We start from the raw sequence: 24,225 nt of genomic DNA on the forward strand, positions 1-24,225 counted from the left end.
ACATATCACATACGATATTTTTAACATAAAATTCGTCTTATATACCCATCTATCAAGGATATTAGCATACGTTAAATATACAACTTTTTATCACAACTACCTGTTATTGCAACATCAAATCACCTAAACTTAACGATAAATATGGCAAAGAAGGTAGCAGAACAGCTTGTCGATACGCTGATTGAGGCGGGCGTCAGAAGAATTTATGCAGTGACAGGCGACAGCCTGAACGAAGTAAACGAGGCCGTGAGGCAAAATGAGGTAATGAAGTGGATTCATGTCCGCCACGAAGAAACCGGTGCGTATGCCGCAGGTGCAGAAGCGCAACTGACCGGACTACCGGGATGTTGTGCGGGTAGCAGTGGTCCGGGGCATGTCCACTTAATTAACGGACTTTACGATGCGCATCGCTCGGGAGCACCTGTGATAGCCATCGCTTCCACTATTCCGACAGGAGAGTTCGGAACCGAATATTTCCAGGAAACCAATACCGTCAAGCTATTCAACGATTGTAGCTTTTACAATGAAGTGGCTACTACTCCCGAGCAGTTTCCCCGTATGCTGCAATCGGCCCTCCAGACGGCAACCACCCGGAAAGGAGTAGCCGTAGTCGGACTTCCCGGCGACCTGGCAAAGAAACCGGCAGTCAAGGTAGAGTCCTCGGAACAGATTTATCCGCTTGCCTCGTCTGTCTGTCCGGCAGAAGAAGACCTGATACGGCTGGCAGGGATGCTCAATCATTACGAACGTATCACTTTGTTTTGCGGCATAGGCTGCAAAGGGGCACATGAAGAAATCATCCGGATGTCTGAAACCTTAAATGCTCCTGTAGCATACACTTTTAAAGGAAAAATGGAAGTACAATATGACAATCCCTATGAAGTAGGGATGACCGGCCTGCTGGGCATGCCCTCGGGCTATTATAGCATGCATGAAGCGGAAGTACTTGTCATGTTGGGCACCGATTTCCCTTACTCTGCTTTTCTACCCGACGATATCAAAATCGTTCAGGTAGACATTAAGCCCGAAAGACTGGGACGACGCGCCAAAGTGGATCTCGGGCTTTGCGGAGATGTACGTTCTACACTCCGTGCCCTGCTGCCTATGTTGCAACAAAAGAAGAATGACTCTTTCTTACGGAAACAACTGAAACGTTATGAAGGGGTTAAGAAGGATCTGGCGGCATATACGGAAGACAAAGGCAAAATGGACCAGATCCATCCGGAATATGTAATGTCCGAAATTAATAATATTTCCTCCGACGACGCCATCTATACGGTAGATACGGGCATGACGTGTGTATGGGGTGCCCGCTATCTGCAGGCAACCGGAAAGCGTCACATGCTGGGATCCTTCAATCATGGTTCTATGGCAAACGCATTGCCACAGGCCATCGGAGCGGCATTGGCTTGTCCGGACAGGCAAGTGATCGCACTTTGTGGTGACGGAGGACTGTCCATGACATTGGGTGACCTGGAAACAGTAGTGCAATATAAACTTCCCATAAAAATCATCGTATTCAATAACCGTTCGCTAGGTATGGTAAAACTGGAAATGGAAGTAGACGGATTGCCGGACTGGCAGACCGATATGCTAAATCCGAATTTCGCACAAGTAGCCGAAGCAATGGGGATGACAGGGTTCAACGTATCAGATCCGGAAGAAGTATTAAATACATTATGTAACGCTTTCGAGCTGGAAGGTCCAGTATTAATAAATGTCATGACTGATCCGAATGCTTTGGCTATGCCTCCGAAAATCGAATTGGGGCAGATGGTAGGCTTTGCCCAGTCTATGTATAAACTGCTGATCAATGGTCGGTCACAAGAAGTTATCGATACGATTAATTCGAATTTCAAACATATCAGAGAGGTATTTTAATGACGGACGGATGGATATGTGATTGACAGACATCCACCAACTGCATTTCAAAACTGAGCAGGGAAACGCACCGAAGGAGGTAGGTATAATTCACCACAGATTACACAGATTACACAGATTATCACAGAGTGAACTTAATCTATTGATAACTAATCATATTCGTCTGTGTAAATCTATGTAATCTGTCGTGAATACGAGTTTCGACACATCCTCAAACCTTTCATTCGCGTTAATTATGTATCGCCTTCAGAAGCCATGCCAACTGCACTCCCAGGTCTTTCATGTTTCTCAACCCTTCTGCGTCATCAAAAACCTCTCCCGGCATTTCACCAATACCGAAATTCCAGTAGGTAGATCCGGGAACAATCATTCCGCTTCCGAGCATAAAACGGTTCAGTTCATCATACACCGTTACAGCACCGCCCCTACGGACACTAATTACAGCCGCCCCCACCTTACGTGTCAGTGTACGTCCCTGACCGATCGTGGTCAGTCCCAACCGATCCATAAATGCCTTCATTTCAGCACTCACACTGCCGTAATAAGTAGGCGAAGCCAGAATAATACCGTCTGCTTCCTGGGCCTTTTGGATGAACTCATTCATTGGATCGGTCTTAATCGCACATTTCCCGTCCTTTGTCTTGAAACAGGTATAACATGAGGCACAACCGCGCAATAGTTTCCCACCCAACTGTACTAATTCGGTCTCTATACCGGCTTCCTGTATCGGTTTAAAAACTTCTTTAATTAAAAGCTCTGTGTTGCCACCCTTACGAGGGCTTCCATTAAACGCCACAATCTTCATTTTGTCTGTTCTTTTATAGGTTTAAAATACAAATATAATCAGTTAAATATGCGATGGTTAAAGTAATATTGTTTCCGAGCCTTCTATTTTGTTTTATTATTGATGCGCACTCTTATTTTAACACTATTTACCGTAATCAATATATTAATAAGAGGGGGAATGAAAAGAAAACAGAGCGGCCCAATATCCTTGACCCGTTAAGGATTAATCTGACTTACGTCAATGGCAATTACATCTCGATGAGGAGCTACATATATCCCTTGACAGTTACACCCACCCACTATGTAAAGCGTATTCCTCCAGTAGAAAAGTCCTGCATTTTCCACATCCAAAGCAGCCAGTTCGTATATACGCATTGTATCTGTTTCAATATGGTAGACCTGTAAGTTGCGATTCTCAAAAATATAAATGTAGCTGCCATCAGAAGCCAGCCCGGGATAGGAAACCCCGTCTTTCAAGTCACACAATCGCCGCCATTCTCCCGTCCGCAAATCGTAGCTCGCTGCTGTCCACATAGGGGCTGTATGATAACCACCCCAAAAATACACCTTATCTCCCACCAGTATGCCATTCATCCTGCCGCACCGCCCGGCAGGAAGAGTACCTTCCAATTCATACCAGACACCTCGTTTTAAATCAAGCGTGTGTATTTTATTAGAATAAGCTTTTTCTCTTATAGCTCCTCCCATCGCATACAAGCAGTCATCGTAAATGAAAGAAGTGAAGTCGACCGCCTGTGTTTATCAGTAACCATTCGGACCAGTGTTTCGTCACCGGCAACCACATAAATTTTTCCTGCATGCAGAAATCCTCCGAAAGAGTATAAAGGCTTGGGTAAAGGAGACAGTGAAGTCCATTCCAGGAAGAATGGTGGACGCTCTCTACTAACCACTACCTCATGCAGCAATTGGGGATGCTCATGTAGAACCACTTTATATCCAAGATGCTGTAATTCGGATAATGTACACTTCAACGGAAAGTAACCGACATGCAAAAAGACAATGGTATCACTTATCGTTATCTGATCACGGCTAAACATAAATTCTCCATTTCGGTCTGTCGATCCGATTCCAACGGAATCTTTCTGCAAGTAAATATTCACATCGGATAAAGACCGGCCCTTCACACTATCGACAACGATTCCTTTAGTCTGGGCATCAACAACCGATGTCCCCCAAAGGAGAACACATAGAAATAGAATCACGCGCAAGTACTTTGTCAACATATCGCCCCCCCAAAAAAAAGATGAACTACAACTCCATCACCATCAATATCGGATTATCATCCTCCCTTATCTTTATCCCGGGAATTTCACCCATAGCTTCATCCGCAGGAATAAAGAAAGCAATTTTATTTCCACTTATATAATCTGGTAATAATCTGATGACAGTACCCGAAGGAAAACGAAACCGGATTCCACGGAGCGTTGTAAATTGATTGGGACGGGTCAAGATACTTCTCGATACGATTTGATTCGTTTTCCGACTCCATATTTCACCCAGGACTTGCTCCTTGTATGTATACTGCAAATAATAATATCCCGGAAAAGTTTTAATAAACAATCCTTTAATGAATGGATCATATTGATTCCATTTCATGAATTGCTTTACATCTTCCAAAGACGGCGCATATTTGCCCTTACGCAGAATAAAGTCAAGTTTCAATCCATCAGGAGTCAGGAGAAAAACACTATCGCTATAAATGTGATTAAACAAACAAATGTCAGGGGCGCACTCTTCTCCAGTGGTATTCAACATAATGGCTCCCCGTGTAATATAATCGGCCGTCGAATCAAAAGGCAAAATGGGAAACTTCACCCGCAGCGTCGTATCCGTCACAATAATTTCTGATTTGCCTTTACTGAAACTGCCACGAAAGAAATAAGTGTCGCTCTGCATGTGCAATAAGTAATTAAACTCGGAATCGGCCAAACTGATCTCTCGGAGAAATTTCCCCTGCTTATTATAAATAATATGCTTATAACTGCCATTATCAAAAATACGAATAGTGGAATCTTTTGAATGATATACAACTGAAGATAAATTAACATATTCTCCTGGCCCATTGCCTACATGCCGGAAAGTACTTAAGAAATTACCTTTATAATCGACACAATTTATCCATTGGCTTTTCCCTTCCATAATAATGCACATATCATCATCGAGATATTCTATTACAGGATGGCCATCCATCAGATGGGAAGAGGCCAATGGTATATAGGTAATCTTTCTGGCCACACTATTCCACATAAACGTATCAGGAACTTGTTTATGGATTGCCGAAGCAAAATCCAATACCGGTATAGTATCTCCTTCTACTTTGTTCTCACCGGTATTAATCCCCGGCTGAGAAGTACAAGCCATCACCCCAAAAGTGATGAACCATAAGAATATAAGATGTGTCTTCATATATAAGTTTGTTTTGCTTTGGATATACGAATGTACACAATTATATAATCTCGACAAAGCGTTCCACGCAATATCCGCAGTAGCCAACAAAAAGAAGCTGCTTCCGTTTCCGAAAGCAGCTTCTTTTTTCAATCTTGGGAACAAATTACATCATTCCACCCATTCCTCCCATTCCGGGAGCGCCCATCGGCATTTCGGGTTTATCTTCTTTCTTTTCTACAATCACACATTCAGTAGTCAGGAACATACCTGCGATAGAAGCGGCATTTTCCAAAGCAACACGTGTCACTTTAGCAGGATCTACCACACCTGCAGCATGCATATTTTCGTAAACATCGGTACGGGCATTGTAACCAAAGTCACCTTTACCTTCACTCACCTTCTGAACAACGACTGCACCTTCTTTACCTGCATTGGCAACAATCTGGCGAAGCGGTTCTTCAATCGCACGCTTGATGATAGCAATACCGGTAGTCTCGTCATCATTCTCACCCTTCAATCCGTCAAGTGATTCAATAGCACGAATGTAAGCTACACCACCACCGGCTACAATACCTTCTTCGATAGCAGCACGAGTAGCACGAAGAGCATCGTCCACACGGTCTTTTTTCTCTTTCATTTCTACTTCTGAAGCAGCACCTACATACAGAACAGCTACACCACCTGATAATTTAGCCAGACGTTCCTGCAATTTTTCACGATCGTAGTCTGATTTAGTAGCAGCAATCTGAGCTTTAATCTGATCGCAACGTTCTTTGATGTTTTCTTTAGCACCGGCACCGTTTACAATTGTAGTGTTGTCTTTAGAAACAGTCACTTTGTCAGCAGTACCCAACATTTCGATAGTAGCCTGTTCCAGTTTCAGACCTTTCTCTTCACTGATCACTACACCACCTGTCAATACGGCAATATCTTCCAACATCTCTTTTCTACGGTCACCGAATCCCGGAGCTTTCACTGCACAGATCTTCAACTGAGAACGCAGACGGTTCACTACCAGTGTAGTCAACGCTTCACTGTCTACATCTTCTGCAATAACCAACAGAGGACGACCAGACTGAACGGCCGGTTCAAGGATAGGCAAGAAGTCTTTCAGATTAGAAATTTTCTTATCGTAAATCAGGATATACGGTTTCTCCATCTCACACTCCATTTTCTCTGTGTTAGTCACAAAGTAAGCTGACAGATAACCACGATCGAACTGCATACCTTCCACCACACCGATTGTAGTGTCAGTACCTTTAGCTTCTTCGATAGTAATCACACCGTCTTTAGAAACCTTACGCATAGCATCGGCAATCAGTTTACCGATAACCGGATCATTGTTAGCAGAAACAGTAGCAACCTGCTCAATCTTGTCATAGTTGTCACCCACTTTCTCTGCCTGGTGTTTAATAGAATCAACCACTTTGGCAACTGCCTTATCGATACCACGTTTAATATCCATAGGGCTTGCACCGGCAGTTACATTCTTCAGACCCTCAGCAATAATAGCCTGAGCCAAAACAGTTGCAGTAGTTGTACCGTCACCGGCATCATCACCTGTTTTTGAAGCCACTTCTTTCACCAACTGTGCACCGGTATTCTGGTAAGCATCTGTCAGTTCAATTTCTTTTGCTACAGTCACACCATCTTTAGTAATGTGAGGAGCACCGAATTTCTTTTCAATAATCACATTACGTCCTTTCGGGCCTAGTGTTACTTTTACTGCATTAGCCAAAGCATCAACACCTTTTTTCAATTGATCGCGAGCTTCGATATTGAATAATATTTCTTTTGCCATAACGATTTTACTATTTAATTAATTGATTAGACACTACGTTTATTAACCCAAAACAGCGAGAACATCGCTCTGACGCATAATGAGGTATTTTGTACCTTCTACTTCAAGTTCCGTTCCAGCATACTTTCCATAAAGAACAGTATCGCCTGCCTTTAATACCATTTCTTCGTCTTTCGTACCGTGACCAACTGCCACAACTTCACCCTTCAAAGGTTTTTCTTTTGCTGTATCAGGAATAATGATACCACCAATTGTTTTTTCTTCTGCAGGTGCAGGGAGTATCAGCACTCTGTCTGCTAATGGTTTAATGTTCATAGTTACTTTTTATTTTTTATATGTTATACTTATTATAGTAATATTTTGTCCTTTTAGCCGGACGAATAACCTATTGCGAAAAGCGTGCCAAAAAGAAAGAATGATTGTTTGTCAGAGAAGGACTGACAAAATGACTGATGACCTTTGGGAAAAAAAGACGCTTACTTAATAGGTAAGAGAATGATAAATCAGTCCTTTTGTTGCTGCAAATGTATGGATTCTTTTTAATGTAACCAAAATATTTCATTTCTTTTTTTATAATGAAACTATTTAATATGCGACTATTATCTCAACTCTTTTAATTAAATTGTTATCTATGCATATTTTTTAAAGTAAATATAATTCTTTATTATAAAATAATTCATATCTAGATATTCATTCCTAATTAGAGATACGGTTTCAGGTCAGAATCATTTGCATAGCCATATATTCATTAAAATTATTCTCTTACCTATTAAGTATGAGAAAAGTCTTTTTTCCAGTCTTTATATTACATTATCTCACATTGCCTCTGTAAGAGGTAAGAGCGTAGCATACCTAATCAACAAATTATTTTCTAATTATTTTCCAGAAGCTCTGCAAGCTCAGCATAGCTATTTTAAACTCATACCCACTTCCTCGGAAGAAGGAAATCGCCCACGACCCGATCATTCACTAAAGAAACAACAAATACTTAACATTATGAAATCATTTAAAATCATGCTCATCACGGTATTATCCGTAATGACTCTGAGTTGTAGCGAGAAAACGACGACAGAAATTCCTGAAACAGAATTGAAAAACATTAGTTGTAGCACCCAATTAGTCACTCATTCATCTGCTCAAACCAGAGGAGCGGCACCAACAACCTTGAATGAAAACGATTTCGTGCTTTATGCATTCAAAAAAAACGGTGAAGGCAACTTTAGTTATGAAGAAGCCAAACATGAAACAAGTGTCATTGATGGCGGAGTTTGGAAATACAATGCAGCTTTCCCGGTAGGCACCTACAAATTCATCGCATTTTATAACCTGGACGAGAAGAACCAAGCCGCTCTCAACACGACCATAACAGGTATCAGTAACCAAACTTGGGAAAACATATTGAAGAGTATTGTTATTACCCATTTTCCTTCCGCCACTGGTCAATACCATGAAGATATGAATGAAATATTCTGTGGCAAAACAACAGATGAAATCGATATCTCCAGTGGAATCGGCGGAGATGACAATGAAATAAAAATCAAATTAACTCTGGAACGCATTGTATCACGCATCGACATTAAGTTTATCAAAGTGGCATCGGATGACGACCATATAGAAGTACCTTATGCTACCGGCAATATTTTCGGTGGAACAGGTACTACTTCGTTGACTTCGTTAATCTTCACATCATCCAACGTACCTCTTAAATATAATCTTAATGGAGAAAATCCGGATTATGTTACAGGAGTTCAATGCCAAGTCACTTATGCTGCTCCATCATTTCAATACGGAGAAGCCAATGCAGATGCAGTCAAGGCACTTGATTACCAGCCATTCCCCCAAAATGCCGATGCCATTAACAACAATATGGAAACTAATATTAAAAAAGGCATAGCCAAGGGCGGAGCTTACTTCATGGGATCGTACTTACTTCCATTTCCCTCATCATCGCAAACACTGAATGCCAACATTCAACTCAACAAGGCTAATCAAGAACGAACCATCAAAGTTCCCGGTTTCGCTGTTACCTCAAATTATGTTTCTATAATTACTGTCAGGCTGAAGTCTTCGACTGATGCCGGAGACAATAACAACGGTAATGACGACGAACACTTATTTAATCCTAAATCTACTTTTATCGTAGAAATAGAAAAGACCTATGTTGGCATTCACAATACGAATGTAGACGTCGAATAAAAATCCATTAGAATTTTTCTGCCAAACCCTATGACAATGAAACGCTACATCCGACAAATACTTTTGGGAACACTTTTGCTGGGGAGTGCCTGTACCAATCACCAGGAAGTTATCGAAGGAGATACTTCTGTCAGTGTCGTGTTTAAAACCCGGCAACTACCTTCTACCAAAGGAGAAAATGACGACGAAATTTCTGTTCTTATATTTAGAAAAGAGAAAGACCAATTTACCAAAGTAGAAAGTATCCAAGAGAGTCCATGGCTTTTCGAACAAGAACAATTGCAGAAGAATATCTTATTGCCAACAGGGATCTATCGATTTCTGTTGGCAAAAGGATTCTCAAACTCCCCGGGAAACTCTGGGAAAATATCATTTGTGACAGACAATAATCCGGGAAACTTAGTTTCCACTTCGTATGATCGGAACTATTATTTTCAATATCCTACCCGAACCTTAAACGGACAAACGGAACTCAATCACTGTACAACCGCTCTATTCACTGACAAAAATGAAGAATCGACACAAAATAGTCAGACAGAATATGACTTATCCCAAACGAACAGGACACTGATTGCCCGAAAAATCAGCCATTTGCAGGGACAAGTGTGTTTCATCATTCAAAGAGCTAAAAAAGAAAACGGACAATACACATTAATAGATTCACCCGAAAACAGCTTCGATAATGCATTGAAAAAAATCAGTGCCATAAATCTCACAATAGAAGGCAGCAGCCAATGTTGCTATTTAAGTGAAACCGGACTGATATTTAAAAGCCCAATGTCATATCACTGTTTGGTACAGCTCCAGAATGGGGACTATTCTTTTAAAAGATTTGATGCAGACCAGTTCGTATCCTTGTTCAGCCCGATTATAGAGAAAACAGATTATCAAAGATATGAGGGAGCCGCTTATTGTGAAGGTCCGTTGCTATTCCCCGCTCCTCTTGATCAGACAATCCGTGTAACCATTGACATCGATTACACAGGAACGTTGAAAAACAAAACCTTTACGTTAGAAAACATCCCCTTGGAGCGCAACAAGATGTATCTGTTCACTCTTTGGCTTCTAAATGAAGATGTTGACATTTCCATCTCTCCCGATGCCGATTTGGACTTGGAAGAACTCAAATTCAATAATCAAATCACCGGGAATGACGGATTCTGGAACTAATAATATATAGTCAATGAAACCACATACACTTTTTCTGACTTTAGGAATCCTATTGCTCGGATTCTCCGCATGCGAGCCACTCAATGAAACTCCCGAGACGCCCGCTTTCAGTCTCAACCTGACATCTCCTGACGGAGAGCCCTCCACCGATAACGACAATGCGGTATTGCAAAAACTGGTATACCATCTTTTTATTTTCCGTTCCAATACTGCCAATCCTTCCCCCGATAATGACGGCTCCAATTACACTTTTTGGAGGCATACCGGAGATCTCACCCTAAAGCAAATCCGGGAATACACTTTATCCATCCCCAGTGAGTCTACAGATCGGTCTTATCTGCTGCTAGTTCACGCCACCCCTAAAGAAAAGCCGGAATCTGAGATCATAAGCAAAGAAGGAATGACTTTCAGTGAGTCAGAAATCAGCATGATAAAAGAAAACGATAACAACTATGTCCCGCTTTCAAAAGATAACTATTACGCCATTCAACAACTCACTCCCGAGGATATAGCGCAAGGGAAAACGTCTATCGAATTCAAATTAAAGCGGGCTGTGGGAGAATTGGTATTTGACGTAATGAAATGCGATGAAAAAAGCCACAACCCGATTGACATTGACACAGAATGTTCTTCAACTTTAGACAGAGTGTTTCGGATCGATATAGAAATCAATGGCGTGATCCCCAAAGTTTCATTAACCAACGAAACCAGGAATCCCGAACGGATCAACATCTGTTTTTCTAAAGAAATAGTTCTCAAAAGCGACTATACCCCTGATTTTGCAAACAACACAGGAGTCATAGAGCCACTTACTAATGCTCCATTAGATACGAATGAAAAAGCCGTAAAAGGTGCGACACGCATCTGCGGCCCCTATCTCTTCTCTAAAATGACATTAGATCATCCGGACGAAGAAGCAACGGATCCGGAAGAAGGTATCAAGACCATACTCAACTTTTCGTACTACGATACCACTCCTCTTCCGAACGGGAGCTATAGCACGAAAAAACTTATTCTTTCTCTTACCGACAAGCCATTGACGGTTGTGAAAGACCATTATACGGTGACCAATATACGTTTGCGGAACAACCGTATCATAGATCTTTCCGTTTCGGGTGACTTCGGAATAGATTGGAAATGGGATTGAAAAACAACAATAAGAATATGATGAAAAACAAATTACTATCTATTTGGATAGGATGTGGGAGTGTATTATGTTCATATACCTCTTGTAGCAAGGAAATGGAATTCATCGACAGCCCCAATGAACAGGTGACCATTCAACTAACCACTACCATCGACGGCCAAGGGTTTTCAACTGACAATGAAATCATACCAATGAAAACCCGAAGCACCCGATCAACAGACTACTACGTAACGGCAATATATGACAGCCGGTTGGTAATTATTAAAGAGACAGGGCAATCTGCCTGGAGCATAGAAAAAATAGAGGATAATGTTATTCCTCAGGGATATATCAAATCCTCCGATGCATGTAAGTATACCATGCAGACAACACTTCGTCCGGGAAACTACAAATTCATGCTACTCGTTAACGGTCCGAAAAACGAAGCATTGCACCTATATCAAAATTTTTCGGAAGAGGATGTACCATGGCTAACGGATACTGAGAAAGACTATTCCGGATATGAAATCTTTTTCGCTACATCGGGCATCGTCACCATTAAGAAAACAGATAGGTTAGAGGAGTCCGGACAGTATCACCCGCTTCCCACCCCATTGGTTCTTAAGCGGTATTCTTCTCTAATCAGACTGTGTGCAACAGGAGACGATTTTTGGGGAAGCCTTGAAAGAGCAACAGATATCTCTTATAGTATAAAAGAACAAAGTATAAATGGAATAAATCTATTAGGACAGATCGTAAGTAAAGACACCGAGCTGTCTTTCGGAACTTTAACGGCAAGCATCAGAAAGAATTTTGAATGTCAACTCGGAGATAAGAAACTTTTTTTCAGTTATTTTGGAGATGAAGACGAAGCCAAGCAATTGCAAAACATATTAACTCCTTCTGACGGTAAAGATATTACTGTAACCATTTTCCAAAAAGAAAAGCAAACACCTCCTATCGAAACAACAACCCAAGCGAAACCCAATCAAGTGACAACCCTTATCCTTGATAAGACAGAATCAGTTTTAAACTGGAATCAACCTCCTATTATAGGCACACCTATCGATTGGGATCCTGATAATATTCCATGGGGACATTTAGAACTCAATTTTTTATAATGAAAACAAAATACATTTTATACCTTCTGTCTTTAGTCTTTCTTCTTAGTAGTTGCTGGAAAGAAGACTTGAAAAACTGCTGGATGGGCGATGTCACCTTGACAATTGTCGCAGAAAAATTCCAGCAACCCGCCACTGATGAAGGAAAACTGGAAGAGAACTTGTCTACCAGAATCAACAGTATACGTTATTATCTCTATAAAGACAACGTGCTTATCCATTCCGGAATCATCGATAACGTTACCGACCTGAATACAGATGCTTACAAACTGACCTTTCCTAAATTAGCATTTGGAGATTATTGTCTGGCACTTGCTACCAATGTTTCAGAAGAAGAGTTGCCTGATACGACTACTCCTGAAGCTCTCAACCTAAACTATCCGGGAGTTGAACAGACCAAAGACTACTTCACGTCTTGTTATGATTTCACCGTCGATTGCGAATGCGGTTACCAGGATTTCGTAATTCTACGACGTACACAGGGCGTCACTCAATTCCAGCTGAAACAGTTACCCGAAAACATTACCGGAATTGGAATAGAGATACACAAAGTAGCAGCAACCTGTCAAATCGATACTCTATACAAAGGTGAAACGATAGCCGAATACCACACTACAGTTGCAGAAGTCACTAACGCCGAAGAAGTTGCCGACTTCAGCATAGGTACTTTCCCGACGTCCGGACCGGAAAATGCCAGTATTACCTTAAAATTATATGCCGATGATCATTCCGGCTTCCCTATCTATCAAAAAACACTGAACAACATATCCATTCTACGCAATCAACTGACCCGTATTAGTACAGACTTTAATCACAGTATCCTCGGCAACTCGGGATTCTCCATAACAATCAATCCCGACTGGGACGGTATACATGACGATGATGAAACAATCATACCTTAACTCCGGTTATTTAACACAACTAATTATGAAAAAGAGAATACAAATCCTGATAATTGTCATATTATATGCTTTGATGTTTGTCCCTCTTTCCGCCCAAACTCCACATACCATCAGCGGTATCGTTAAAGACAGGGCCTCAATTCCCATTTCGGGAGTCAATATCCGAGTAGAAGGGCAGAAATGGAAAGCCTCCACCGGAAAAGAAGGGAAGTTTACATTGGAAATTCCTCAAAACTCCACCATCACCTTTTCCTCTGTTGGTTATGAGCCGGTCACCATCCATTCCGGTGAGAAGAAATGGATAGAAATCACTCTCAAAGAATCTCAAAGCCTGTTGCCCGAAATAACAGTTACTTCCACATTAAAAAACAGCATGAAATTTGTTTTCGCTCCATCCGACCTGGAGCTGATCAAAGACATGCTCTACCTTAAAACGAGATATAAAATCCCCTCCAAACGCTTTCAAAGTGATTCCCGGGTCATCATTCAACCCATTCTGTCAAACAATAGCCGGGGAACTCAAAAAAACTTCTCTCCCATTGTGTACGATGGCAAGAATTATGATATTTTACTCCGGCGAGGAAACGTCTGCGGCGACCGGGCTGAAAAAGAATATTATTCACGCTTTGCACAGGTCATAGACCCTGACTCCATTTGTAACCAGACGTTGACTTATGCGGACTCGTGTACGGTGGACGACATCAACGACCTATATACAACCGAAGTACGCATCAAAATAAGCACTTTCTGCCAGGATGAATATCGGGATACGATTCGTATCACCAACGGCATTATCTACCCGATGCGGTTCTTTAACTATAATCTGAGTGCAATGGACTTGGACAACAGCTACATCCCCAAGCAGACTCCGCTCAACTTCAATGAAAAAGGAGAAATGCATCTTCGTTTTCGCCCTGAAGACGCGAACATCTATGAAAATGAAGGAAAAAACGCCGAAGAACTCAGAAAAATGAAAAAGGCATTGGACGACATAGACAAAGATCGAACAAAGACACTGACCACCTTTCAGATCATAGGATACACTTCGCCGGAAGGAACATATGAATATAACCTAAAGCTGGCCAAAAAAAGAATGAAAAATGCAGAAGGAAAAGTATTCGAGAACATTTCCGAAGAAACCATCCGAAAAGCCAAAGTAGATAACGATGCCGTAGTAGAGTCATGGACAACGGTTTGTGAACTCATGGAAAAGGACAGCATTCAAGAAGTATCACAGCTCAAAGAACTGATCAAACGTGCCCGCGGAAACCATAATGAAATATCCTGGGGAGCCAGACGAATAAAGATTTACCCGCTCATCCGGGACCGTTATCTGCCCCGACTCCGAAGAGTAGAATATTTCTATGAATATTCCGAACTACGTACGCTCAATAAAGACGAAATCGACGCTCTTTATAAAAAAGATCCCCAAAAACTGACAGCCAGCGAGTTTTGGAGTTATATCATGAGTCAGAAAGATGCTACGGACGAAAAACGGGAAGCACTTTACAGAGAGGCTCTCTCGATACATCCCGATTTAATGATCGCAGCCAACAACCTGGCATCGCTCTTAATAAAACAAAATCGTGCCGATACCACTCTCCTGAAACCTTTTATCACACAAGATGCTCCCTCAGCCATACTTGTCAACCAAACTGTAGCCTATCTGCAAAAGCGCGACTTCAAAAGGGCGAATCATTTTGCAGAACTCCTGCCTGACAATAAAGATACTGAAATAGTGAAAGCACTTGCTGCCGCCATGGACGGGAAATATCAGGAAGCCTACCCAATATTCGAAAAACAAGGGGGAATCAATCAAGCAATCTTATTGCTGAGTATGAAGCAAAACTCAAAAGCCTGGGAAGTCCTGAAAAAGATAGAAGATACCTCTCCGGACACCGAATATGTGAAAGCGATTGCCGCAAACAGGCTGAATAACGTCAATGAAGCCGTCATTCACCTACGAAATGCCATCACTCAAAAACCATCTTTAAAGGAAATAGCACAAAAAGATGGAGATGTGTTAGATTTACTGGATTTATTAGATTTAGATAAGAAATAAGGTATGAAAAAGAGAGCATTCTTCCTGCTTTTGTTATTGCTGATTCCGTTGACTTCCATACTTTCCCAAGAGATAGCACTAAAAACAAATGCCCTCTCCTGGGCAACCACGACCATAAACCTGGGAGCAGAATTCAAAATATCACCCCGACTGACAGCCGGGGCAGATATCATGTATAAAGGATGGAGTTTTTTATCCGATAACCGCAAAATGGGCGGATTCTTAGTTCAACCCGAAGCTAAGTATTGGTTTTGCATCCCTTTCTATAAGCACTTTATGGGCCTTCATGCCCACTATGGACAATATAACGGTGGATTCAGTAAATATCGTTATCAGGGAGACTTGTACGGTATCGGTTTATCTTATGGTTACCAATGGATATGGAAAAGACGATGGAACATTGAAGTATCTGCGGGAATAGGATATGCATCTATGAACTACGATAAATATGAACGTCCCAAATGCGGACTATTCCTTGGGAAAGACCATTCCAACTATTTTGGATTAACCAAACTCGGAGTCAGCCTGATCTATATACTCAAATAGCAAATACTTTTCATCAGCAATTTCATAGTTCTCTAAAAATTTTATGTTAAAAAGCAAGCGGATGAATCAAAACTCGTATTCACCACAGATTACACAGATTTACACAGGATGATATTTAATCTACTGATAACCAATAATATTTATCTGTGTAATCAGTGGTAAGTTATAAAATACCCTCTTTTATGCTTATTCATTCAACAATGCTCTTTTGAAATCCTCAATCTGATGCCGCGCCTCAACAGGCATTTCCGGATAATGTAAATCAAGTTCATTCATGCGGTCACATAAAATCTGTCCTACTGCATAACGCATGAACCACTTATTATCGGCAGGAATCACATACCAAGGTGCTTCTTCCGTCGAAGTATGGGTCAACATATCCGAATAAGCCTTCATATAGTCGTCCCAATAGCTGCGCTCTTTCAGGTCGGATACGGAAAATTTCCAATTCTTAGCCTCATCTTCCAGCCTTGACAGAAAGCGCCTCTTCTGCTCTTCTTTCGAAACATTCAAGAAGAATTTAATAATGACTGTACCATTCTCCGTCAAGTAGCGTTCGTAATCATTAATCTGACGATAACGCTTTTTCCAAAATTTCGGAGTAATATCTCCCGGTCCCATAATACCCGGTAACTTAGCGGATAAAACAATTTCAGGATGCACTTTTGCAACCAATACATCTTCATAATGTGAGCGATTGAATATACCGATGCGTCCTCTCTCCGGCAGGCATCTGTTGATGCGCCAAAGATAATCATGATCGAGTTCTTCAGCCGATGGCTGTTTAAAAGAATATACCTGACAACCTTGCGGATTGATGCCGGACATCACATGCTTGATCGTCCCGTCCTTTCCGGCAGCATCCATTGCCTGAAAAATAACGAGGACAGCATAACGGTCCTGCGCATACAACTTATCCTGCAAAGAGGAAAGTTTTCCTATGTTTTCAGCCAGCAATGCCTCGGCCTCCGATTTGGTCAAATCACCGGTATAGCGAGCATCAAACTCCGAAACGCTATGTTCCTCACCGGGCTTGGCCAACAGTCTCTTCAAGATTTCCTTTTTCATTCCGCAAATCAGTTAATTATCCTCACATCTTCTTTTTCTAATCATTTACCCATTCGATAATTGAAGTACTTTCTTGAAATCTTCTGGATGAATAGGCCATAGAAAAAGCAATATAGACCAACAGAGCAAGAGCCGTAACAACCAGTAACGTCCTGATTAGAATGAAATGCTGTCTTTGTTTTAACTCGTTTGTATCCATTTCTGATCCTTTCTTTTTAAGGTGCCTCTCTTTACAGGAACACCTGTTATTATCCGGTAATAAAGATACAAAAAATCGGGCAGAAAAGTTTCATCCGATTAGCTAATTAAAGCAAAGGAGGCTTAAATTCTATTCCTGCTTTCCCGACTTTAAATCCTGCAACGCACGGACAGCATCTCTAAACCCTTTTAACCGGTCACCGGTCTTATGATAAATAAAATAATCCCCTAAAAAGCCGGCCAGTATCATCACGCACAATACTGTTCTAAAAAGAGGATTGTGCCATATATAGAAAAAAGCGATTATAACGGGAGTGATTATCACATACGAAAAAATATAGGTCAGATTCATCAATACCTTATAAGATTGTAACCTTTTATATTGTTGCTCTACATGTTCAGTTACTGTCTTTAAGGTATATATAATCCGAAACATAAGAGTCTGCATGAGCAAAAGCCATATCACCATTCCCAGCAAATACCATGAAATCCAACCTGGAGCTACATTTCTCCAAAAAGTGTAACACACTATTCCCAGAAAGATACCTAAGACACCGAAAGCCATCTTTTCCACACGCAATTGTTGCTGCAGGTGGGTTTCTTTCTTTGACTGTATCATATCAATAATTATCTGACGGTTAAGTAATTCATTTTTTTCTACCTGCTCGGACAGTTCTGTCCATTTTTGTTTTAATTCATCCAGTTCCATGTTCCTTTATTTATTGGTTCGACATCTTTTTTAATTTATCTTTGATCCGATGCAACTTGACAGCTACTGTATTTCGGTTACTTCCGGTAATGGATGCTATTTCGTCATAACTATTTTCATCCAGCCATAGCAGGACAAGCATCCGTTCATATCGGTCGAGTTGACATATCAACTGATACATCTCTTTTAAAGAATCATTGCGCAAACAGTCATCATACACTCCGATATCCACGCTCAATGGTACATAATCCAGTACTTTCTTTTTCCGTAAATCCGAGATACAAGTATTTAAAGCTACGCGATATATCCAGGTAGACAATTTACTTTCATACCTGAATTTAGGATAAGAACACCATAAGTTGACTACTACTTCCTGATAAAGATCGTTCAAATCTTCCTGATTGGAGGCATACATAAAACAGACTTTATATATCAGCGCTTTGTGTTCAGTCAGTAGGTCTATAAAATCTTTTTCTATTTCCATGTTTTTTGTCTCTTTTAATCCATTAGTCGATAAAACCAGAAAATAGTTTCAGCAAAAAAGAAATAAATTAAAGTGGAAGATAAAGGTGGAATATAAATAGCCTCAAAACAGCATCTCCCACTAGGATAGGCATCTTGTAATCAACAACATACATCCTGAAAGGTGGAAGATGGAAGATCGAAAATCATTTTTCGGGTTCTTCTTCAAATTTAGTGGTAAATTCTTTATTTCTTTATTTTCAAGTTGATAATTGTCCTTTTTGCTTGCTTTAATAAGAAAAGACAGACACCGGCTGAATAAGATAGCTCAAGTTTCGGAAATGAGTTTACGCCGTCTGAACCGGTATCTTCATCCTTATACCTTTTTTCAATTAACATTGTTAACGCCTTTTGCGGATTGTCAGGTTCTTGTGCGCAAATAACAAGTCTTTTGCATTTAAAGAACTTTTTATTCACATCCAAAGAACAAGCTTTAACACTGTGTTAAAACAAAGCTTTTGAGGACAGAAATCTTACTTTTTAAAGATATTGATTTTCAGACAGTTTAGTCTAAGATTAGCTTCTTCACCTCACGGATGGACTCTTCGGGCGAAAGCCGGGATACCTGCTTTTTTGTCAACTATAAACGAGGGCTTACACTTCCGAAAACTGAATTAGATTCCATGAGTAAAAGAAAACTTACCACCAAATTTGAAGAACCATTTTTCGTAGGAGAAGTATGTTTTATAAAGACAATATTTCTCCTACGGATACTTTAAAGCATCACACATTTCCCGGAAATTGGTCAAATCATTTCTCCGGATACAAGATAATCAGGCTACTTGTTTATACAAGCTATCTCAATGGCCAGCTCTTTATATTTCTTAGTAGTATTGACCAACGAACTGCCTACATAAAACAAAAACACCAGACTGACAATGGTCATCAATGTTCCTATCATGGCGAAACGACTTTTTTGCTGTAATTCTTCTCTACTCATAGGGGGATACTCTTTTAATTTGGGTATGACAAAGATAGCGGCAAGAATTTACGTTCTTTTTACAGGCTTGTGACAACGTTGTTTAATCTCTCAACTTCTTCACCCAACCGGGAATAATGATAGCACCTATCAGCAAATACATATAATAAGTAATAATCCGCCAAACGAAAGCAACGACCAAAGCCATACCTGCCACATCAAAAAAATCGGCATAATATTCACGAAACATATATTCGCTTACTCCGCTTCCACCGGGAGTAGGGCTGATAGTCATCACTACCCATAGAATCAGCTGACGCACAAAAGCCAACAGTTGGCTACCCGAAGTAGTAAAGGCTATCAGCAAAGCATTGACTACCAGATAACGTGAAGTCCAAGCCAAGCAAGTAATCCCAAAAGCTTTCAACCAAAAGGTAAAAGACTTCTGACTCATCTCTCTGGAACTTAATACCAGATTGTCCGTAAGTGTTTCGATGGCCTTGTGCCAACGGCGAAGCAGTGGCAAGCGGAAAATAGTGAGCAACAAACGTTTTACCCATTCCGGACGGCGGAACAATGCAAGATATAACAGGAAAGTCCAAATCGTAACGACTCCATAGACCAGAAAAAACAGTACCTCTATTCCCGAAGATAGAATCGCCACATTACCAAACAGATCATCGAATGAAAATAGAAGTAAAGCAAACGGACAGGCCAATACAAGAAATAGCTCATCCAGAAACAGGCAGGAGATAGTCAAAGCTGTACTGCGTCCGGCATTAATGCCTTCTTTATTCAAAAATAACACGATCAGGCTACTCCCTCCCACGGCAGAAGGAGTCACTGCCGATGTAAATTCACAAAGCATATTTACCCGGAATGCCTGACGCCAAGTTAATTCCCGGTCAGTAATAAAGCGGAAACGCCACATCAGCCCACCGTCTCGTCCAAACATAAAAAGTACGGCAAGTAGCAATCCGCCTACCAGACGCCAAGAGAAACGAATGCCACTGAAAAGTTCCGGATTGAACTCCCAGTAGAACAACCACCCCACCACCGACAGCCCTATCAGGACGGGAAGCAGGATATAGCCGGTTTTAAAGGTTTTAATAGAATCTGACATAATGGAGGAAGAGAGTTTCAATGATAATCTTATTTATTTCCGTTTCGCTTTATCAACCGGTTATAACGATCGTACACTTCACCGGCCACGTCTTCCCATGACCGGGCAATAGTTCGTGATGCCTCCTCTCCCACCTGTTTTATTATAGCAGTACTGCATAATATTTCACGTATGCGATTGGAATAAGCCTCTGTGCTATTGGGACTCAGAAAACCATTTACCGAATCGGAGATTATTTCCGAAGCGGTAGAATCCCTGATCAATACCGAAGGAGTGCCCAATGCAGCCGCTTCACGTATCACCAGCGGAGCGTTATCGTACAAAGAAGGAAACAGAAACAGATCGGCAGCAACATAATAGCGTTTCAAGATCTCGCGTTCCACAATACTACCTACAAAAGACACTTTGGAAGCCAATCCCAGTTCCACAACCTTTTGTTTCAATTCATGGCTTGCATAGCCTGAACCGACAAAGTACATCCGAAAAGGTATATCAGACAAACGGACAAGCGAATCGAGCAAAAAACCGAGATTTTTCTCCCAAATATGTTGACCGACAAAAAGAAACATAAACTCCCCGGAACGGATACCTAAAGTCCTCCGAGCCTCCTGCCGGACAGATTGGAGAAAAGGCGTACCTGCAAAATCATTTCCGTTATCCACCACTTCTATCCTGCCCTTATACCCATACTCCCGCAACGTCTCTTCGACAGCTGCCTGGGGAATCCACACTTCATCCGCAGCTTCGTAAAAACGAATCACCTTTCTTATCAGATAGTTCACCAACAGACGGGAAGGAATAGCCCTCTCAAAATCCGCCCGGTACTTGGAGTGAAACGTAGCTACAATCGGAACATGCTGTTCTCTGGCAATCTGCATGGCCAGTGCTCCCGAAGAAAAGGGACAATGGGCATGTACCAGCTCGAATGAAAGCCGGCTGATACGCTCGTGAAAAGGCCAATCGATGCGCGGAAAACCCAGTCTATAAGGCTTTCTCATAGGAATGGGAACAGATGAATAGCGGTAAACCGGATATTCTTCCGCATCTCTCGCATCAGGTGACTTAGGAGTCACCACACAAACATTCCCCGCCTTCCTATGCAGCCAGTAGGCATAGTTCTGTGTAGTAAGTGATACCCCATCCATGATCGGAGGGAAACAATCATTAAAAAGACCTATCATTGTATTCCATTATCTGTTTGCAAAGAAACAGCTTACGTATTACAATTGTTTGACGGAAGTATGACGAGAGTGTTCTTCTGCAAGAGATAACGGGTTCCCATCTCCTCTGATCCGTCCGTCTTCTAAATTCCTTGCTTACAGCCTTCTTCCTTTATTCTGTACGATACTGTCAGTTTTTTCCTTATTTTTGCCCGAAAAGTGAAGATAAGCCGCACTTTGGCATAAAAAATGAACGAGTTCATTTTATTCTGCCCTCAGTTTGCTTATCTTTGTCACAAAAATAATTTATCAAGGTCATTGCTATGAAGTTCAAATCAACCTTTATGACTGCATGTCTGGGGATCGGTCTTTGCACCTCCTGCACTCCCGAAACTCCGACAGCACCCCAAGACTACACTCAGTACGTAAACACCTTTATCGGAGCAGCCGACAACGGTCACACCTTCCCGGGTGCTTGCCTGCCTTTCGGGCTGATCCAGGCAAGTCCGGAAACCAACGCCATCGGATGGCAATATTGCTCCGGATACAATTATCAGGATTCGCTGATCTGGGGATTCTCACAGACTCACCTCAACGGCACCGGTTGCATGGATCTGGGTGATCTACTGGTAATGCCTGTCACCGGGCAGAGAGTTCGGGACGACTATAAAAGCGGATTTTCTAAAAAGACAGAAAGCGCTACTCCGGGCTACTATACCGTAGAACTCGATAAATATAAGGTAAAAGCAGAACTGACCGCTACGGATCATGTAGCCCTGCATCGTTACACTTATCAGAATGCCGACTCGGCTTCATTGCTACTTGACTTACAACACGGCTTGGTATGGAATCCCCAACAATACAAATCGCATGTCAAAGCCTGTGAAATCAACTGGGAAGATGCTCAAACACTGACCGGACACGTACGTAGCAGTGTATGGGTAAACCAAGATTTGTATTTTGTCATGAAATTCAATAAACCGGTGACCGACTCCATCTATCTGCCGATGGAAGAGACGGAAAAAGGAAAACGCCTGATCATGAGCTTCGACATGAAACCGGACGAACAGTTGCTGATGAAAGTCGCTATCTCCACAGTCGGTGTAGACGGTGCCCATAAGAATATGGAGAAAGAATTGGCTGACTGGGACTTCGACGGGACAAGACAAAAAGCAAAAGACAGCTGGAACAGTTACCTGAGCCGCATCGAGGTAACAGGTACTCCGGATGAATTGGAGAATTTCTATACCAGTTTCTACCACGCACTGATACAACCTAATAATATTGCTGACGTGGACGGAAGATACCGCAATGCCAAAGATTCGATTGTAAAATCCTCATCAGGCGTTTATTACTCTACTTTTTCAATTTGGGATACCTACCGAGCCGCCCATCCTTTCTATACTCTGGCCGTACCCGAACGAGTAGACGGCTTTATCAATTCGATGATCGAACAAAATCAGGCACAAGGCTATTTACCCGTCTGGACCTTATGGGGTAAAGAAACGAATACGATGATCGGTAACCACTCGGTTTCGGTTATTGCCGAAGCCTACAAGAAAGGTTTCCGCGGCTTTGATGCCGAGAAAGCATTCGATGCCATCAAACAGACACTGACCGTTTCACATCCGAAATCGGACTGGGAAATTTATATGAAATACGGCTACTACCCGACAGACAAAGTAGATGCCGAATCGGTTTCACGCACCCTCGAATCGGTTTACGATGATTATGCCGCAGCTACCATGGCCGGGTTAATGGGTAAAAAAGAAGATGCGGAATACTTCGGGAAACGTTCGGAATTCTACAAGAACCTATTCGATAAAGAAACACAGTTTATGCGCCCGCGTTATGCCGACGGACGTTGGAAGACTCCTTTCAATCCCAGTGATCTGGCACATGCAGAAAGCCGTGGGGGCGATTATACAGAAGGAAATGCCTGGCAATATACCTGGCATGTCCAGCACGATGTACCGGGATTGATCGAACTGTTTGGCGGTAAAGAAGTTTTCCTCAACAAACTGGATTCATTGTTTACTATCGAACTGAAAGGAAGCGGACTGGCCGACGTAACCGGACTGATCGGTCAATATGCTCACGGTAACGAACCAAGTCATCACGTCACTTTCTTGTACGCACTGGCCGGAAAGCCGGAACGCACTCAGGAGCTGATCCGTGAAATCTTCGATACCCAATACAAAAACAAACCTGACGGGCTCTGCGGCAATGACGACTGCGGACAGATGTCGGCTTGGTATATGTTCAATGCCATGGGATTCTATCCGGTCGATCCGGTGAGCGGACATTATGTGTTCGGTGCTCCGCAGATGCCTAAAATTGTTCTCCATCTGCCGGATGGTAAAACGTTTACGGTCATTGCCGAAAATTTATCGAAAGAACATAAATATATCGACAGTATCACACTGAATGGTGAACCCTATACTAAAAACTACATTTCACATGAAAATATCGTGAAGGGAGGTACACTGGTGTACAAAATGAAATAACCAATTATAAACTCAAAAC

General features: G+C 41.7%; 22 protein-coding genes. 9 read left to right on the forward strand and 13 right to left on the reverse strand.

The genetic code is table 11. The features are described from left to right. Positions 1-141: 141 nt before the first annotated feature. Positions 142-1,881: a thiamine pyrophosphate-dependent enzyme gene (locus BF9343_RS15465; RefSeq protein WP_010993311.1), complete on the forward strand. Its 1,740-nt coding sequence runs from the start codon at positions 142-144 to the stop codon at positions 1,879-1,881. Positions 1,882-2,110: 229 nt separating this feature from the next. Here the strand turns inward: BF9343_RS15465 and BF9343_RS15470 are convergent, their stop codons facing one another. The 6 genes from BF9343_RS15470 to BF9343_RS15495 form a co-directional block, all read right to left on the reverse strand. After that, positions 2,111-2,686: a flavodoxin family protein gene (locus BF9343_RS15470; protein ID WP_005789736.1), complete on the reverse strand. Its 576-nt coding sequence runs from the start codon at positions 2,684-2,686 to the stop codon at positions 2,111-2,113. A 197-nt stretch (positions 2,687-2,883) separates the two neighbouring features. Further along, positions 2,884-3,375: a Kelch repeat-containing protein gene (locus BF9343_RS15475; RefSeq protein ID WP_005789737.1), complete on the reverse strand. Its 492-nt coding sequence runs from the start codon at positions 3,373-3,375 to the stop codon at positions 2,884-2,886. Continuing rightward, positions 3,360-3,911: a carboxypeptidase-like regulatory domain-containing protein gene (locus BF9343_RS15480; protein ID WP_010993313.1), complete on the reverse strand. Its 552-nt coding sequence runs from the start codon at positions 3,909-3,911 to the stop codon at positions 3,360-3,362. Before BF9343_RS15480 ends, BF9343_RS15475 begins: the two co-directional genes overlap by 16 nt. Positions 3,912-3,936: 25 nt before the next feature. Next, positions 3,937-5,094, reverse strand: a complete 1,158-nt coding sequence (locus BF9343_RS15485) for a 6-bladed beta-propeller (protein ID WP_032533745.1) — start codon at positions 5,092-5,094, stop codon at positions 3,937-3,939. A 145-nt stretch (positions 5,095-5,239) separates the two neighbouring features. Then, complete coding sequence (gene groL, locus BF9343_RS15490) at positions 5,240-6,877, reverse strand: chaperonin GroEL (protein ID WP_005789739.1); 1,638 nt, start codon at positions 6,875-6,877, stop codon at positions 5,240-5,242. Positions 6,878-6,919: 42 nt separating this feature from the next. Next, positions 6,920-7,192 carry a co-chaperone GroES gene (locus BF9343_RS15495; RefSeq protein ID WP_005789740.1) on the reverse strand — a complete coding sequence of 91 codons (273 nt, stop codon included), beginning with the start codon at positions 7,190-7,192 and terminating at the stop codon, positions 6,920-6,922. Between the two features lie 681 nt (positions 7,193-7,873). Between BF9343_RS15495 and BF9343_RS15500 the strand changes: the two genes are divergently transcribed. The 7 genes from BF9343_RS15500 (at position 7,874) to BF9343_RS15530 (ending at position 16,000) form a co-directional block, all read left to right on the forward strand. After that, positions 7,874-9,073, forward strand: a complete 1,200-nt coding sequence (locus BF9343_RS15500; protein ID WP_010993315.1) for a FimB/Mfa2 family fimbrial subunit — start codon at positions 7,874-7,876, stop codon at positions 9,071-9,073. Positions 9,074-9,103: 30 nt separating this feature from the next. After that, positions 9,104-10,243: a hypothetical protein gene (locus tag BF9343_RS15505; RefSeq protein ID WP_008769551.1), complete on the forward strand. Its 1,140-nt coding sequence runs from the start codon at positions 9,104-9,106 to the stop codon at positions 10,241-10,243. A 13-nt stretch (positions 10,244-10,256) separates the two neighbouring features. Further along, on the forward strand, positions 10,257-11,390 hold the full coding sequence (locus BF9343_RS15510; RefSeq protein ID WP_005789743.1) for a DUF5031 domain-containing protein: 1,134 nt from the start codon (positions 10,257-10,259) through the stop codon (positions 11,388-11,390). Between the two features lie 17 nt (positions 11,391-11,407). After that, a complete protein-coding gene (locus BF9343_RS15515) occupies positions 11,408-12,490 on the forward strand; it encodes a hypothetical protein (RefSeq protein ID WP_005789744.1) in 1,083 nt (360 codons plus the stop codon). A gap of 83 nt (positions 12,491-12,573) precedes the next feature. Beyond that, entirely contained in the window at positions 12,574-13,392 is an 819-nt protein-coding gene (locus tag BF9343_RS15520) for a hypothetical protein (RefSeq protein ID WP_172579065.1), read from the forward strand. Positions 13,393-13,417: 25 nt separating this feature from the next. Next, positions 13,418-15,454, forward strand: coding sequence for a carboxypeptidase-like regulatory domain-containing protein (locus tag BF9343_RS15525; RefSeq protein WP_032578978.1), 2,037 nt, complete (start codon positions 13,418-13,420; stop codon positions 15,452-15,454). 3 nt (positions 15,455-15,457) lie between these two features. Continuing rightward, on the forward strand, positions 15,458-16,000 hold the full coding sequence (locus BF9343_RS15530) for a DUF3575 domain-containing protein (protein ID WP_005799003.1): 543 nt from the start codon (positions 15,458-15,460) through the stop codon (positions 15,998-16,000). Between the two features lie 186 nt (positions 16,001-16,186). On the opposite strand, the gene BF9343_RS15535 is transcribed toward BF9343_RS15530, so the two are convergent. The 7 genes from BF9343_RS15535 to BF9343_RS15560 all read right to left on the reverse strand — a co-directional run bounded on the left by BF9343_RS15535 (position 16,187) and on the right by BF9343_RS15560 (position 21,720). Beyond that, on the reverse strand, positions 16,187-17,068 hold the full coding sequence (locus BF9343_RS15535) for a polyphosphate kinase 2 family protein (RefSeq protein ID WP_005789758.1): 882 nt from the start codon (positions 17,066-17,068) through the stop codon (positions 16,187-16,189). Between the two features lie 328 nt (positions 17,069-17,396). Then, positions 17,397-17,975 (reverse strand): hypothetical protein, encoded by a 579-nt coding sequence (locus tag BF9343_RS15540; protein ID WP_005799006.1) that lies wholly within the window; start codon positions 17,973-17,975, stop codon positions 17,397-17,399. A 10-nt stretch (positions 17,976-17,985) separates the two neighbouring features. Continuing rightward, the gene (locus BF9343_RS15545) at positions 17,986-18,459 is read right to left on the reverse strand and encodes a sigma-70 family RNA polymerase sigma factor (RefSeq protein ID WP_005789761.1); all 474 of its coding nucleotides are present in this window, start codon (positions 18,457-18,459) and stop codon (positions 17,986-17,988) included. Positions 18,460-18,683: 224 nt separating this feature from the next. Next, positions 18,684-18,914, reverse strand: coding sequence for a hypothetical protein (locus BF9343_RS23975; RefSeq protein ID WP_029327280.1), 231 nt, complete (start codon positions 18,912-18,914; stop codon positions 18,684-18,686). 361 nt (positions 18,915-19,275) lie between these two features. Continuing rightward, entirely contained in the window at positions 19,276-19,437 is a 162-nt protein-coding gene (locus tag BF9343_RS23765) for a hypothetical protein (protein WP_005789763.1), read from the reverse strand. Positions 19,438-19,519: 82 nt separating this feature from the next. Then, positions 19,520-20,539 (reverse strand): lysylphosphatidylglycerol synthase transmembrane domain-containing protein, encoded by a 1,020-nt coding sequence (locus BF9343_RS15555; RefSeq protein ID WP_041926247.1) that lies wholly within the window; start codon positions 20,537-20,539, stop codon positions 19,520-19,522. Between the two features lie 29 nt (positions 20,540-20,568). Further along, entirely contained in the window at positions 20,569-21,720 is a 1,152-nt protein-coding gene (locus BF9343_RS15560; protein ID WP_005814817.1) for a glycosyltransferase family 4 protein, read from the reverse strand. A gap of 302 nt (positions 21,721-22,022) precedes the next feature. Between BF9343_RS15560 and BF9343_RS15565 the strand changes: the two genes are divergently transcribed. Next, complete coding sequence (locus BF9343_RS15565; protein WP_010993320.1) at positions 22,023-24,206, forward strand: GH92 family glycosyl hydrolase; 2,184 nt, start codon at positions 22,023-22,025, stop codon at positions 24,204-24,206. Positions 24,207-24,225: the final 19 nt, after the last annotated feature.

It is taken from the genome of Bacteroides fragilis NCTC 9343, assembly GCF_000025985.1.
GTDB classification, from domain to species: domain Bacteria; phylum Bacteroidota; class Bacteroidia; order Bacteroidales; family Bacteroidaceae; genus Bacteroides; species Bacteroides fragilis.

Excerpts from the sequence above, each read along its gene's own strand:
- BF9343_RS15465 (WP_010993311.1), top strand. The coding sequence starts at position 142 with ATGGCAAAGAAGGTAGCAGAACAGCTTGTCGATACGCTGATTGAGGCG.
- BF9343_RS15470 (WP_005789736.1), bottom strand. The coding sequence starts at position 2,686 with ATGAAGATTGTGGCGTTTAATGGAAGCCCTCGTAAGGGTGGCAACACA.
- BF9343_RS15475 (WP_005789737.1), bottom strand. The coding sequence starts at position 3,375 with ATGGGAGGAGCTATAAGAGAAAAAGCTTATTCTAATAAAATACACACG.
- BF9343_RS15480 (WP_010993313.1), bottom strand. The coding sequence starts at position 3,911 with ATGTTGACAAAGTACTTGCGCGTGATTCTATTTCTATGTGTTCTCCTT.
- BF9343_RS15485 (WP_032533745.1), bottom strand. The coding sequence starts at position 5,094 with ATGAAGACACATCTTATATTCTTATGGTTCATCACTTTTGGGGTGATG.
- groL (WP_005789739.1), bottom strand. The coding sequence starts at position 6,877 with ATGGCAAAAGAAATATTATTCAATATCGAAGCTCGCGATCAATTGAAA.
- BF9343_RS15495 (WP_005789740.1), bottom strand. The coding sequence starts at position 7,192 with ATGAACATTAAACCATTAGCAGACAGAGTGCTGATACTCCCTGCACCT.
- BF9343_RS15500 (WP_010993315.1), top strand. The coding sequence starts at position 7,874 with ATGAAATCATTTAAAATCATGCTCATCACGGTATTATCCGTAATGACT.
- BF9343_RS15505 (WP_008769551.1), top strand. The coding sequence starts at position 9,104 with ATGACAATGAAACGCTACATCCGACAAATACTTTTGGGAACACTTTTG.
- BF9343_RS15510 (WP_005789743.1), top strand. The coding sequence starts at position 10,257 with ATGAAACCACATACACTTTTTCTGACTTTAGGAATCCTATTGCTCGGA.
- BF9343_RS15515 (WP_005789744.1), top strand. The coding sequence starts at position 11,408 with ATGATGAAAAACAAATTACTATCTATTTGGATAGGATGTGGGAGTGTA.
- BF9343_RS15520 (WP_172579065.1), top strand. The coding sequence starts at position 12,574 with ATGGGCGATGTCACCTTGACAATTGTCGCAGAAAAATTCCAGCAACCC.
- BF9343_RS15525 (WP_032578978.1), top strand. The coding sequence starts at position 13,418 with ATGAAAAAGAGAATACAAATCCTGATAATTGTCATATTATATGCTTTG.
- BF9343_RS15530 (WP_005799003.1), top strand. The coding sequence starts at position 15,458 with ATGAAAAAGAGAGCATTCTTCCTGCTTTTGTTATTGCTGATTCCGTTG.
- BF9343_RS15535 (WP_005789758.1), bottom strand. The coding sequence starts at position 17,068 with ATGAAAAAGGAAATCTTGAAGAGACTGTTGGCCAAGCCCGGTGAGGAA.
- BF9343_RS15540 (WP_005799006.1), bottom strand. The coding sequence starts at position 17,975 with ATGGAACTGGATGAATTAAAACAAAAATGGACAGAACTGTCCGAGCAG.
- BF9343_RS15545 (WP_005789761.1), bottom strand. The coding sequence starts at position 18,459 with ATGGAAATAGAAAAAGATTTTATAGACCTACTGACTGAACACAAAGCG.
- BF9343_RS23765 (WP_005789763.1), bottom strand. The coding sequence starts at position 19,437 with ATGAGTAGAGAAGAATTACAGCAAAAAAGTCGTTTCGCCATGATAGGA.
- BF9343_RS15555 (WP_041926247.1), bottom strand. The coding sequence starts at position 20,539 with ATGTCAGATTCTATTAAAACCTTTAAAACCGGCTATATCCTGCTTCCC.
- BF9343_RS15560 (WP_005814817.1), bottom strand. The coding sequence starts at position 21,720 with ATGATAGGTCTTTTTAATGATTGTTTCCCTCCGATCATGGATGGGGTA.
- BF9343_RS15565 (WP_010993320.1), top strand. The coding sequence starts at position 22,023 with ATGAAGTTCAAATCAACCTTTATGACTGCATGTCTGGGGATCGGTCTT.